The organism is Myxococcus eversor, assembly GCF_010894455.1.
In the GTDB taxonomy this organism is placed as follows: Bacteria; Myxococcota; Myxococcia; order Myxococcales; family Myxococcaceae; genus Myxococcus; species Myxococcus eversor.
In genome coordinates this window covers 1-12964 of the sequence record NZ_JAAIXY010000003.1, presented here as the reverse complement: position 1 = coordinate 12964, position 12964 = coordinate 1, and the positions used below count along the sequence as shown (strand labels likewise).

9 protein-coding genes are annotated in these 12964 nt (G+C 70.4%); 8 read left to right on the top strand and 1 reads right to left on the bottom strand.

The annotated features are described in order from the left end of the window. Positions 1 to 4: 4 nt before the first annotated feature. The 7 genes from G4D83_RS06835 to G4D83_RS06805 all read left to right on the top strand — a co-directional run bounded on the left by G4D83_RS06835 (position 5) and on the right by G4D83_RS06805 (position 10643). The gene (locus G4D83_RS06835) at positions 5 to 1003 is read left to right on the top strand and encodes an AAA family ATPase (RefSeq protein ID WP_176436234.1); all 999 of its coding nucleotides are present in this window, start codon (positions 5 to 7) and stop codon (positions 1001 to 1003) included. Beyond that, the gene (locus tag G4D83_RS06830; RefSeq protein WP_163863870.1) at positions 996 to 2747 is read left to right on the top strand and encodes a hypothetical protein; all 1752 of its coding nucleotides are present in this window, start codon (positions 996 to 998) and stop codon (positions 2745 to 2747) included. Before G4D83_RS06835 ends, G4D83_RS06830 begins: the two co-directional genes overlap by 8 nt. Then, complete coding sequence (locus G4D83_RS06825) at positions 2744 to 3727, top strand: ABC transporter ATP-binding protein (protein ID WP_163863869.1); 984 nt, start codon at positions 2744 to 2746, stop codon at positions 3725 to 3727. Before G4D83_RS06830 ends, G4D83_RS06825 begins: the two co-directional genes overlap by 4 nt. Continuing rightward, positions 3724 to 5205: an ABC transporter permease gene (locus G4D83_RS06820; protein WP_163863868.1), complete on the top strand. Its 1482-nt coding sequence runs from the start codon at positions 3724 to 3726 to the stop codon at positions 5203 to 5205. Before G4D83_RS06825 ends, G4D83_RS06820 begins: the two co-directional genes overlap by 4 nt. Beyond that, positions 5202 to 6062 (top strand): DUF58 domain-containing protein, encoded by an 861-nt coding sequence (locus G4D83_RS06815; RefSeq protein WP_163863867.1) that lies wholly within the window; start codon positions 5202 to 5204, stop codon positions 6060 to 6062. The genes G4D83_RS06820 and G4D83_RS06815 overlap by 4 nt, the downstream gene beginning before the upstream one ends. Before the next feature lie 70 nt (positions 6063 to 6132). Next, complete coding sequence (locus G4D83_RS06810; protein WP_163863866.1) at positions 6133 to 7866, top strand: vWA domain-containing protein; 1734 nt, start codon at positions 6133 to 6135, stop codon at positions 7864 to 7866. Continuing rightward, positions 7863 to 10643, top strand: a complete 2781-nt coding sequence (locus G4D83_RS06805; RefSeq protein ID WP_163863865.1) for a VWA domain-containing protein — start codon at positions 7863 to 7865, stop codon at positions 10641 to 10643. Before G4D83_RS06810 ends, G4D83_RS06805 begins: the two co-directional genes overlap by 4 nt. A gap of 33 nt (positions 10644 to 10676) precedes the next feature. Here G4D83_RS06805 and G4D83_RS06800 read toward each other — a convergent pair whose 3' ends face one another. After that, positions 10677 to 11918: a calcium-binding protein gene (locus G4D83_RS06800; protein ID WP_163863864.1), complete on the bottom strand. Its 1242-nt coding sequence runs from the start codon at positions 11916 to 11918 to the stop codon at positions 10677 to 10679. Between the two features lie 271 nt (positions 11919 to 12189). On the opposite strand from G4D83_RS06800, the gene G4D83_RS06795 reads away from it, so the two are divergent. Then, on the top strand, positions 12190 to 12882 hold the full coding sequence (locus tag G4D83_RS06795) for a hypothetical protein (protein WP_163863863.1): 693 nt from the start codon (positions 12190 to 12192) through the stop codon (positions 12880 to 12882). Positions 12883 to 12964: the final 82 nt, after the last annotated feature.

Sequence of the window (12964 nt, the reverse complement as noted above, 5' to 3'; positions counted from 1 at the left end):
ACACGTGGCAGCGGAGCTTCTCAGTCCCGCCGAGGCACAGGGGGCGGCGGAGGTGGCGGCCCGGCTCAGGGACAGCCTGAACACGGTGCTGTTGGACCAGGAGTCCGTCGTCGAGCAAGTCGTCGTCGCGGTGCTCGCGCGCGGGCACGTGCTGCTGGAGGGCCTGCCCGGCCTGGGGAAGACGGAGCTGTGCAAGTCGCTGGCGAAGCTGCTCGCGCTGCCCTTCCGTCGCATCCAGTTCACCCCGGACCTGTTGCCCGGCGACATCACCGGCACCTACGTGCTGGAGGGAGAAGGGCGCCGCGAGTTCGTCTTCCGCGAGGGGCCGCTGTTCGCGAGCCTGGTGCTGGCGGACGAAATCAACCGCTCCAGTCCCAAGACGCAGTCCGCGCTCCTGGAGGCCATGCAGGAGCGCCGGGTGACGGTGCTCGGCCACACGCGGACGCTGCCGGACCCGTTCTTCGTGCTGGCCACGCAGAACCCCATCGAGCTGGAGGGCACCTACCCGCTGCCCGAGGCGCAGTTGGACCGCTTCCTCTTCCGCATCCAGGTGCCGCCCGTGGGCGCCAAGACGCTGCGCGCGCTGCTCACCACGCGCGTGCGCGGCGCGCCGCCGGAGCTGTCTCCCGTGCTGGATGGCGAGGGCCTCGCGCGCCTGTTCGCCGCCGCCGACCGCGTGCACCTGCCCGGGCCCGTGGCGGACTTCATCGGCCGGCTGGTGGAGGCCAGCGACCCGCGTCAGGCCTCCGCGCCCGATGCCGTGCGCCGCTTCGTGCGCTATGGCGCCAGCCCCCGTGCCGCGCTCGCGCTCGCCGCCGCCGGACGCGCGCGTGCGCTCTTGAACGGCCGGCCCAACGTGGGCTTCGACGACGTGGTGGCCGCCGCGCCCGCCGCGCTCAATCACCGGCTGGTGCTCGCCTACGAGGCCTCCCTGGAGAAGGTGTCATCGCCGGACGTGGTCCGCGCGCTGCTCCAGGCCGTGCCCGAGGTGTCGCGTGACTAGCGTCGCGATGCTCTCGCTGTGGCTCTTGCTGGGCACGTCACCACCCCCCATCAAGAGCGCACCCGTCGCCGTCGAAATCGCCGAGGCCGCGGAGGCCGCCAAGGCGCCCTACGGCTATCGCGATGCGAGCGGCAGCGCGGACTCCAACACCACGGGCCCCCTGCGCGTCACGCTGCACGGCGGCGCGCTGAAGCCCCAGCGCGGGTACTGGGCGACGCAGGTGGTGCTGAACAACAGCGGGCCCCAGCCGCTCCCGGTGCGCCTGTCCTTCAGCCCCGCCTACGGCGATGTCACGCGCTCCGCGGTGCGCGAGGTGGAGGTGGGGCCCCGGCAGCGCGTCGTCGCGTGGGTGCCGCTGCCCGTGGCGTGGCACTCGGTCGTCGTGCGGATTGTCGCCCCCGGGGTGGCGCCCATCAACGAGTCGCTCTATGCCGACTCCGACCGCTTCGAGCCGGTGATGGTGGTGGGGACCGCGGCGGACTTCGAGGCCGCCACCACGCTGACGAAGACGGGGGAGCAGGACGAGCCGTACTTCTCCGCCCGCTTCCTCGAAGCGCGGGACGCACCGCGCGAGCTGGCCGCCTACGTGGGCTTCGAGATGGTGGTCGTCACGGACGAGGCCACGGCGGTGCCGGTGGATGTGTGGGCCGTGCTGGAGGCCTACGCCGTGTCGGGAGGAACGCTGGTCATCACACGTCCCTCCAGGGACTTGCGTGAGCGCCTGCCGCTGCTTCCAGAGACGCTGGCCACGCAGATGCCCTATGGCTTCGGAAAGGTGTGGACGTGTGACGGCGTCGCGCTCGAGTGCCAGGCGAGGATTCGCGGGGGCGTCAGCAGCGTCGAGCCGACGGCGCGTGGCGCGGTGACTCCCCTGGGCGCGCAGCAGCGCTGGGTGGGGGCGCTGACGGGAGAGCGGCGCGAGGCGCAGCCCTTGCTGTCCAATGCCCGCACGCCGGTGGGACGCTTCCTGCTGGTCATCTCCGCCTTCGCGTTGGCGGTGGGCCCGGGGGCCTGGTGGCTGGCCAGGCGCCGGGGGCCGGTGGCGGTCCTCATCGCGGTGCCGGCCATCTCCGTGGTGACGTGTCTGGCGCTCATCTTCTGGTCGGTGCTGGTGGATGGCTTCGCCGTGCACACCGCGCGCTACAGCCTGACGTGGCTGGACGGAGCGCGCTCTCGCGCGGTGACGGTGGGCTTGAGCGCCTGGTACGCCAACCTGTCTCCGGACGCGGTGCGTCTGCCCTCCGCCAGCGTGCTCCTGCCACCCCCTGATGATGAGGATGCGCTGGCGGACATGGATTGGACGGGAGGACTCACGGTGGGCGACGGCTTCCTTCCGACGAGGACGTATCGCGAGTGGGGTGAGGTGGCCGTCCTCCCCTCGCGAGCGCGGCTGGTGGTGAAACGCGCCGGGGAGACGCCGCGCATCCAGAACGCCCTGGGGTCGCGGCTGGAGGAAGGGTTCCTGCGGCTGGATGGGAAGCTGTGGCGCCTGCCCGTCTTGTCGGAGGGTGAGGAGGGTGCGCTCACCGCCATCGAGCCGGAAGACGTGAAGGACTTCTCGGTGAGCCAGGGCCTGGAGGGTGGCGCGCTCCGGCTGACGAATGCCCTGGGGCCCTTTGGCGCGAACACTCCCGAGAATGGCTTCATCGCGCGGTTGAGCGGGCCGGGGCTGATGGCGACCAGCGGCTTTCCCGCCGAGGTGGATGCCGGGGTGCATTTCATCCGGGGAGAGGTGAAGCCATGAGCCCGCTGCTGGAAGTGAAGGGGCTGCGGCGCGACTACGGCCCGCTCAGGGCGGTGGACGACGTGTCCTTCCAACTGGAGCCGGGCAGCATCCTGGGCTTCATCGGTCCCAACGGCGCGGGCAAGAGCACCACGCTGCGCATCCTCGCGACGCTGGATGCGCCCACGTCGGGCGAGGTGCTGCTGGGCGGCCACTCGCTGGTGGACACGCCGGACCGGGTGCGTCCGCTCATCGGCTACATGCCGGACCGGTATGGCACCTACGACGACGTCACCGTCTTCGAGTTCCTGGACTTCTTCGCGCGCGCATATGGGCTGACGGGCGCGAAGCGGCGCCAGCGCGTGGAGTCGGTGATGGGCTTCACGGGGCTGGTGCCGTTGGCGGACAGGCTCACCACGGCGCTGTCCAAGGGCATGCGGCAGCGCGTGGCGCTCGGGCGCACGCTGCTTCACGACCCGAGCCTGTTGCTGTTGGACGAACCGGCGGACGGCCTGGACCCGCGGGCCCGCATCGAGCTGCGCGAGCTGCTGCGCGCGCTGGCGGACCAGGGCAAGGCGGTCATCATCTCCAGCCACATCCTCACGGAGCTGGCGGAAATCTGTGACACGTGCGCCATCATCGAGCAGGGGCGCCTGCTGGCCACGGGCAAGGTGGAGGACATCCTCCGGCAGGGCACGGGCGTCGCCGCCGTGGAGCTCACGGTGCGACTGGCGGCGGGCGCGGGCCTGGAAGCGGCGTGGGCGCGGGCGGAGCGACTGCTCTTGGAGCAGCCGCGCGTTTCGCGTGTCTCGCGCGAGGGTGACTCCTTGAGGGTGGAGCTGGAGTTGGAGGCCGGTGGTGGCGCGGGGCAGGTGGACGCCGCTGCCGCGGCGCTGCTGGCGGTCCTGGTGACGGCGGGCTTGCCGGTGTGCTTCTTCGGCACGCGGGAGCGCAACCTCGAGGACGCCTTCATGACGGTGACGAAGGGGAGGCTCGCTTGAGCGCGCCGGTGGAGTCGAGCGTGGGGACCGTGTCCCTCCAGGAGCGGTGGGGAGACCGCCTCAACCCGTTGGTGGTGAAGGAGGTCCGTCAGGGCCTGCGCACGCGCATCTTCTGGGCGAGCTTCGGGTTGAACCTGATTGCCTGCGTGGTGCTGGCGCTCGTGGCATTCGTCCAGACGCGGGAGCTGTCGTTCTCCCATCATGGCCAGGGCTACTTCTTCGCGTTCTTCATCTGCCTGGCGGTGGCGCACTACTTCGTCATTCCGTACGGCGCGTACCGCTCCCTGGCGCGCGAGCGCGAGGACGACACGTGGGTGCTGTTGGTGCTCACGGGGCTCGGGCCTCGCAGGATTCTGCGGGGCAAGGTGGCCTCGGCGCTGGTGCAGGCGGGGCTGTATGCCTCGGCGGTGGGGCCCTTCCTGCTCTTCAGCTACTACCTCAATGGCATCTCATTGCCGTCCATCCTCACGGTGTTGGGGTTGGGTGGGACGTGGCTCGTCTTCCTCACCGTGGTGGCGGTGTGCGCGGCGACGCTGGCGGAAAGTCGGATGGGGCGCGCCTTCATGCACTTCGTGGTGCTGGGGGCGCTGGGCATGGCCTTCAGCACGGCGCTGGGCGTCGGGGGTGCGTTGAGCGACTCGGGCAGCCGGCTGTTGAGCAAGTACGGGGTGCAGTTGGCGATGGGCGTGGGGCTGGGGGTGATGGTCCTGGATGGCTGGTTGCTGTTCGAGGTGGCCGCGTCGCGGCTGTCGCTCTCCACGGAGGACTACACGAAGGGGCCTCGGCGGGCGGTGGTGGCGCAGATGCTGGTGGCCCTGTTGGTGGGGCTTGGTTTCTGGTGGTACGAGGACCGCAAGCACGTGGTGACGGAGATCTTCTCCATCTGCGGCACGGTGCACCTGGCCTTCGTCGGGCTCTTCCTGGTCTCGGACGTGGATGGGCAGGCCCGCGCGCTGCGTGCTGGCACGGGGCCGTTGTCCCTGTTCCGTCCGGGGGCGCTGCGAGGCTTCCGGCTGACGGTGCTCCTGTTCGTGGCCTGGGCGGCGGTGTGGGGGGCGTTGGCGCTCGTGTCGGACGACCTGAACACCAACAGCGAGGCCATGCGGATGTTGATGATGGTGATGCCGGCCTACGCGGTGCTCTATCTGTCCCTGGCGTTGGTGTTGGGGAGGATGCCGCGCTCGGACCGGTTCTCGTCGCCCGCGTCGGTGCGGTTGCTCTTCGTGGCGGCGGTCGGAGTGGCGGCGGGCCTGCCTCCGTTGCTGGCGGAGCTGGCGGGGTTCGACATGGGGGACCCGCTGCTGAACCTCCTGAATCCGGTGGTGGGCATCGCGAACTTCGGGACGCATGACTACTCCACGAGCGAGCCGGAGATGACGTGGCCGCTGGCCACCTTCGTGGTGGGCGTGGCGTTGCTGCTCGCATTCCTGGCGGACCGGGCGCTCGTCGAGCGTGAGAAGCGGGCCCATCCGCCGTGAGCGAGCGTCTGGACGAAGCGGCGGTGGGACGGCTGGCGCCGGGGTTGGCGCTGGCGTTGCCGCGAGGGCCTCACCGGGGCCGCGTGGGTGAGGTGCGCGCGGCGTCCACCGGCAGCTCGCTGGAGCTGCATGACTTCCGGGCGTATCAGCCGGGCGACGACTTGAGGCAGCTCGACTGGAACGCGGTGGCGCGCACCGATGAGCTCATCCTTCGGGTGCGGCAGGACGAGGTGTCTCCGCGCGTGGAGGTGGTGCTGGATGGCTCGCGCTCCATGGCGCTGTCTCCGCGAAAGGCGGCGTGCGCGCGGGAGCTGGCGTTGCTCGCGTGTGAGGTGGGCGCGCGCCAGGGCTTGAGTCCCACGTTGCTCGCGACGGGGGTGAGGTCGGAGCGGGTGCAGGGGTCGGCGTGTCGGGCTGCGCTGCGGACGCTGGAGTTCGATGCGGGGGATGACCTGGTGACGGCGCTCGGGCGACTGCCTCCGCCGAGGGCCTGTGGGTTGCGGGTGGTGGTGAGCGACTTCCTGTTCGAGGCGGACCTGGCGGCGATGGTGGCGCGGCTGTCTCGGGGCGCGTCGGGGTTCTTCCTCGTGCAGGTGCTGGACGCGGAGGACCTGTCGCCGTCGGGAGGCGAGGGCGCGCGACTGGTGGATTCGGAGAGCGGCGCGGCGCTGGAGGAGTTGCTGACGGAGGACGTGCTGGCCGCGTATGCGCGGCGCTTCGAGGAGCATCAGCGCCTGTTGAGGGCGGCGGCCCTGCGCTCGCGGGGAGCGCTCCTGACGGCGCCCGCCACGGAGTCACTGGATGCCCTGGTGCGGGGCGCTCTGCGGCCCCTGTTCGTCGCGGGGGGGCACGCGTGAGCGTCCGCTGCCTATGGGCATCGCTGAAGTATGGCCCGCTGAGTTCCCGTGTCGTTGCGGGAGGTGAGGCGTGAGCTTCGGCTTCCCGTGGGGCTTGCTGACCCTGGGCGCGTTGGTGCCGCTGGTGGCGGCGTACTTCCTGCGGCGTCGGCAGAAGCCCGTCGTGGTGAGCGCGCTGTTCCTGTGGCGCACGCCACGCCCTCGCGCGGAGGCGGGGCCTCGCTGGGAGCGCTTCACGCGGGAGGCCTCGCTGCTGCTGGAGGCGCTGGCCGTCATCGCGGCGGCGCTGTACCTCGCAGACGTGCGCCTGGGCGAGACGGCGCGCACGAAGCACCTCGTGCTGGTGGTGGATGGAAGTCTGTCCATGTCCTCGCGTGGCCCCGACGGGGTGACGGTGCTGGAGCAGGCCCGCCGCGAGGCCGCGAAGCGCGTCGAAGACGAAGGCGCCACGCGCGTGACGGTGCTGGCCACCGGGCTGGCTCCACGTGTCGTCGCGGGCCCGGAGGCCGAGCCCTCTCGCGCCCTGGCGGCGCTGGAGTCGTTCGAGGCGCGAGGCGCGGACCACGACCCCATGCCCACGCTCCTGTGGGCTCAAGAGCTGGCGGGCACGGGCAAGCACGTGGCCTTCTTCACCGACGTGGCCCCGGTGGAGGGGCTGGTCATTCCCTCCCCCGTGCGATGGACGGCGCTGGGAACGGCGCGCGACAACGTGGCGCTCATCTCCGCGCAGCGCAGGGACGAGGGTGGCACGGCGACGGTGACGCTGCGAGTGGCCCGCTTCGGCCCAGGCCCCGAGTCCGTGGCCGTGCGGCTGCGTGCGCTCCCCGGCCCCGACGCGAAGCAGGGCACGGAGCGCGTGGAGAAGGTGTCGCTCCAGGAAGAGGGCTCCGCCACGCTGCGCCTCACGTTCCAGAACGCGGGCGACATCGAGGTCTCCCTCCCGGACGATGCGCTGCCGGAAGACGGGCACGCACGGCTCGCCGTTTCGCCCACGAGGCCCCTCGCGGTGAGTCTGGCCCAGGGCATGGGTTCGCTCGAACGGGACGCGCTGGAGCGCTTCCTCGGAGCATCTCCTGAGGTGGCTCGAGATGGCGCATCGGGCGACGTGTTGCTCATCGGTCCACGGGGCACGGATGCGAAGGTGACGGTGGGCGCTTCGGGCAAGTCGCGGACCTTCGTGGGGCCGTTCTTCTCCGAGAAGGGGCACCCGCTGCTGGACGACGTGCAGCTCGCGGGAGTGCGGTGGTCCGCGGGTGAGAATCCTCCCGGACGGCCGCTCGTCACGGCGGGAGACGCGGTGCTGGTGTCCGAGGAGGACGATGGCCGCGTGCACCTCAACGTGGACCTGTCCCGCTCCAATGTTCAACGCGTGTCCGCCTGGCCCGTGTTGCTCGGCAACGTGGTCCGAGAAGCGCGTCGTGCACGCGAGGGCTTCGTCCGCCGGCAACTCACGCTGGGCGAGCCGCTCCAACTGGTGACGTTGCCGGGGAAGCGCTACACGCTGGTGGGCCCGGGTGGAAGCAAGCCGGTGTTCGGTGCCGGTGCGGTGAGTCTTTCTCCCCCCGCGGCGCCAGGGCGCTACGTGCTGGAGCGCGATGACTCGGACGCGGTGGACTCGGCGGAGGTCCTCGCGCTGGATGCACGGGAGTCGGACCTGCGTGGGCGCGCGAGCGCTGACGTGCCCGCGAAGGACTCGGGTGAAGACGAGGCGCGCGCGAATGCCTCGGACCGGGCGCGCTGGCCGCTGGTGTTATTGCTGCTCGCGCTGGTGGGCGACTTCTACGTCACGAGGCGGGCGTCATGACCTTCTCCCTCCCCCAGGCGTGGGTGCTGTTGCTGCCGCTGGGCCTCTTCCTCTGGAAGTTCGGCCGGCGACCCGGCCCGCCCATGTGGCTGCGCGCCGCGCTGCTGGTGCTGACGGTGGGAGCGCTCTCCGGCCCGGAGCTGCGACGAGCCGATGCGGGCAGCGACGTGGTCGTCGTCGTGGACCGCTCCGCCTCGATGCCTCGAGACATCGACCGCACCGCGCAGGAGCTGGTCTCCCATCTGGAGTCACAACGGCGTCCGGGTGACAGGGTGGGCGTCATCGCCTTCGGCCGCGAGCCGCGCGTGGAGCAGCCCCTGTCCACGGGTGGCGCCTTCGGTGGCTTCTCGCGCCCGGTGGACGCGGAGTCGTCGGACCTGTCCGCCGCGCTCGATGCCGCCAACGCCCTCATTCCCCAGGAGCGCACCGGTCGGGTGCTCGTCCTCTCCGATGGACGGGCCACGGGCACGGACGCGCGAGGCTCCGCGCGAAGGCTCGCGGCCCGCGGAATCGCCGTGGACTGGCGTCAGCTCGCGCGGCCCGAGCCTCCGCTCGATGTCGCAGTCGTCTCGGTGGATGTGCCCACCGCCGTGGCCGTGCGCGAGCCCTTCCAGTTCTCCGCGAGCGTGCACGCCTCGGCGGCGGTGACGGGCACGGTGCGCCTGGAGCGCAATGGCCGCCTGCTGGTGAAGGGCCCCTTCGACTTCCAGCCCGGCCCCAACGTGTTGCCCCTGAGAGACCTCATCGAGGAGCCCGGCCTCGCGCGCTACCAGCTCACCGTCGAAGTCCCGGGCGACGGCGTGGTGGAGAACGACAAGGGCCTCGCGGTGCTGCGAGTCGAAGGTCCCCGGCGTGTGCTGCTGGTGACGAACCAGCCCAAGGGCACGCTCGCGAAGGCGCTCGAAGCGACGGGGCTGCTCCTGGAGGTCCGCGCGCCGTTCCGTCTCACCCTGGATGACCTGGATGGCGTGGGCGCCGTCGTCCTGGAGAACGTCGACGCGAACACGCTGGGCGAGCCGGGCCTCAACGCGCTCGCGTCCTATGTGGAGCAGGCGGGCGGTGGCCTCGTGATGACGGGAGGGCGCGAAAGCTTCGGTGAAGGAGGCTATCGCCGCTCCCCCGTGGAGCCGCTGTTGCCCGTGTCGCTGGAGATGCGAGAGGAGCAGCGTCGCGCGGCCATCGCCATGAGCATCCTGATGGACTGCTCCTGCTCCATGGGCGCCACCGTGCCCGACGGCCGCACGAAGATGGAGGTCGCCGCCGAGGGCGTCGTCGGTGCGCTCACCCTGCTCAACCCGCAGGACGAGGCCTCCGTGCACATGGTGGACACGGAGACGCATGAAATCTTCCCGCTCCGCTCCGTGGAGGCGGGCCTCCCCTTCGACAAGGTGGCGCGAGGCTTCAGCGGTGGCGGAGGCATCTACGTGGGTGAGGCGCTGCGCACGGGCCGCAAGCAAATCCTGCGGAGCGACAAGGCCACCCGCCATGTCCTGCTCTTCTCCGACGCGGCTGACTCCGAAGAGCCGGATGACTACCGCCGCACCTTGTCGGAGCTGCAGGGCAAGGGCGTGACGGTGTCCGTCATCGGCCTGGGCACGCCCAAGGACTCGGACGCGGCGCTGCTGAAGGAAGTGGCCCAGCGGGGCGGTGGACGCGTCTACTTCGCGGAGGACGCGATGAGCCTCCCGCGCATCTTCAGCCAGGAGACGCTCGCCGTCGCCCGCGCCACCTTCATCGACGAGCCCGTGTCGATGGAGGCCGCGCCGGACCTGCCGCTCCTCGGGAATCTGCCCGTCGAGGGCCTGCCCCAGGTGGGCGGCTACAACCTCACCTATCTCCGGCCCCGGGCCAGCGTGGCGCTGCGCACGCTCGATACCCACGCGGCGCCCGTGCTCGCGATGTGGCCGCGCGGCGCGGGACGCACGGTGGCCTTCACCGCGGAGGTGGATGGTCCGTTCACCGGCGGCGAGCTGCGCCAGTGGGGCTCGCTGCGCGCGGCGTTGGAGGCGATGGTGCGCTGGACGTTGGCGGGCACCGCGCCGCTGGGCGAAGCGGTGGTGCGCTCCGAGCGGCGAGGGCACCTGCTGCGCGTGACGTTGGACCTGCCCCCGGACGAGCCGCTCCCCGCGACGCTGCCCACGCTGATGCTGCTGTCGGGGGACGGAAAATCCGCGCCCACCGAACACCCCATGCGCTGGGAGGACGACGACCGGCTGGTGGCGGAGCTGCCGCTGGAGGGAAGCGGAACGTGGCACCCCGTGGTGCGCGTGGGGACGCGCGCCCTGCGTGCCCCGCCCATCGCGCTGCCGTATGCCCCGGAGTTCGAGCCCGGAAGTCCGAAGGAAGGCCTCGCGCTGCTGCGAGCCGTCGCCGCCGTGGGAGGAGGCGTGGAGCGTCTGTCCATGACGGGCCTCTTCGAGGAGGCCCCCGAGTCCGAGGGCCACCTGGCCCTGGCGCCCTGGTTGGTGGCGCTGGCCGTGGCCGTGCTGCTGTCGGAGGTGGCCGTGCGCCGCTTCCTCTCCGCGCCGCGCGTGCGAAGGCCCGTCATGGCGACAGCTTCGTCGTCGAGCGCGCCGGCGACGCGGCAGGCGGTGGCGCCCGCGAGGACCTCGAAGGCTTCCGCGCGAGGCCCGTCGACGGAGCCCGCCGAGACTCCGGCGGAGACGAGCGTGGCGGAGGCGAAGCCTGCTGGAGCGGAGCCGAAGACCGGGGAGGGCGGCGTGGACTCCGCGCTGGATGCCGCGCGCGCCCGTTCCCGCCGACGACTGGACCGGTGAGCGGCCTGTGACGGGCCGCCCACCGGAGGTGCCTCAGTTGTACGGGATGGTACTCACGGGGGTGCCCAGTTCGCCTTGAAGCTGAGTGCGAATGCTGCTGCTCACCGGCCACCTCCACTTGTACTGGAACAGGTCTGCCAGGTTGGCGCCCGCGGCCCGGCTCGCGGCGAGGAGGAAGTTGTCCGCGGATTCGTACGGGGTCGTCACGTTGCCCAGCGCCTCGACCTGGCGCCACAGCACGAGGGCGAAGCTCCATCCGTGGACCCGCTTGAGGCGCAGCACGAAAGAGGCGAACAGGTCCGTGGTGCCAAGCCCGCTGATGCCTTGGTTCGCCAGCAGCGTGTTCGTCCAGTCATGCTTGAAGCAGTAGGCGCTTCCCGGGGAGATCTGCGTGCTGGTGGCTCCGGCCGTGCCGCAGAGGACGTTGGCGTCGCGGTACGTGTCCACCAGCGCCTTCGTGTTGGCGTACTGGGTATCATGCGCCGTGGTGACCGGCAGGCCGTAGTACTCCATGGCCAGGTAGCGCATCAGCACCGCGTAGCCCGTCACCATGGCGTCCCCGTAATTGGCGTTGGTGGACTTCAGCTCACCATCGTAGAACCAGAAGTTGCGGCCCAGTTCGTAGAAGCCCACCTGGTTGTGTTTGCCCAAAGCGGCCTCGGGGCAGATGTAGTTCTGGAAGGTGTCGAACTTGATTTCGATGCCTGTCTGTCCCACGTAGCCACAGGCCGGGGATGACGCCGCGCAGCCCGTCACCGCGCCCGAAGGCAGGGCGGTGATGCTGTCCCGGCCCAGGTAGTGCCGGCTCGGATAGGACGCGTTCAAGGTGGGCGTCTTGCCAGTCGCGTACTGGTAGAACGCGTAGCCCTTGTCGAGCCCATCGATGACGAGCGACAGCTGCGTCACGTTGCAGGTCGTCAGGTCGGGCGTCCTCAGCGCCACGTACTGTCCCTTCCACACGTAGAGCGTGTAGTTGGACGAGTTCATGGACGTGTAGCTCTTCCGGAGGACGCAGTACCAGGAATAGGGGTCGTTGAAGTCCTTGTAGGCGGCTTGATAGCCATCCGTGTGCTGGGTGCTGCAAGCCAGGTTGAGGTTCATCCCCTTGTACTGGCCGTTATGGAGGCAAGACCAACCATACGCATTGTTCTGGGTGAGCGTCGCGGTGGCCCCAGAGCCATACAACTGGACGCAGTGGGCCGTCAGGTTCATGCCCGGCAGGTCGATGGCGGCCAGTGCGCTCCCCGGCGCGGCCACTGCCAAGACCCACAGCACGGCACCTACGGCGTTACGACATGAGCGAGCAATCGCGGAGCGCTCAGCGCTCCACGGGTGGTTCTTCAACATGTAGGACTTCCCCCTCTACGGATGTGGCACGGGCCGCCCCCGACCTGGAGGTGTCATCACGATGAGGGGGGCGGCCCGCTCCCTATGAAGTTCACAGGGTAAAGACGAGATACACGGAAAGAATGGGCACCACAACTGGGTCAAAAAAATTCCCCCCTACCAGAATCTGGGAACGGGGCTTTCGAGGTATGAGGCGCCCATGACGTACGCACGTTGGGGGCGCCTGGGCCTCGCGCTGGCGCTCCTCGCACTGGCCCTCCAGGCCGCGCGCCTGGCGATGCACAAGGGCTTCAGCATCGACGAGTTCCAGTACGCGCACGCGGCCTGGCTCGTGTCGAAAGGGCAGGTGCCCTACCGGGACTTCTTCGAGGTCCACTTCCCGCTGCTCTACCAGGGGCTGGCCCCGCTGTTCTGGCTGATGGGGGATGCGCCTCGGGATGTGCTTGCCTTGCGTCTGGCCATGCTCGTCCCGCTGGCGGGGACGTGTGTCTCGGTCGCGGTGCTCAATCGCCGCGAGGGCCGTGTGTCGATGTGGCTGGCTCCGGTGCTGCTCCTGGCGCTGACGCCATTCACACGGTTCGCCACGGAGATTCGTCCGGACGCGCTGGCCTGTGCATTGTTCCTGGGAGGGCTCGCCGCGGTGTCGGTGCGGCCCGGTACGCGGACGCTCGGCTTCGTGGCGGGGTTGTTGTTCGCCGCCGCGCTGTGGTCGTCGCAGAAGGTCTTGTTCTACGGCGGGCTGGTGGGGGTGGTGCTCGCGGTGGATATCGTCTGGCGACGGGGCAGGGGGGCAGCGCTGGTGGCGTGGCCGGGTGCATTCCTCGCGGGCGCGGGCGTGGGGCTCGCGGCGGTGGCGGCATCTCTCACGGTGACGGGCGCACCACACTCGTGAGGACGGACGCGGTGATGATGCGGTCCGCGTTCTTGCTGCGACCGAGCGAGGGCAACGACAGCACGCACGCATTGGAATTTCC

Bases quoted from the DNA above. Each gene is read 5' to 3' on its own strand.
- G4D83_RS06825 (WP_163863869.1), top strand. From the start codon at position 2,744: ATGAGCCCGCTGCTGGAAGTGAAGGGGCTGCGGCGCGACTACGGCCCG.
- G4D83_RS06805 (WP_163863865.1), top strand. From the start codon at position 7,863: ATGACCTTCTCCCTCCCCCAGGCGTGGGTGCTGTTGCTGCCGCTGGGC.
- G4D83_RS06795 (WP_163863863.1), top strand. From the start codon at position 12,190: ATGACGTACGCACGTTGGGGGCGCCTGGGCCTCGCGCTGGCGCTCCTC.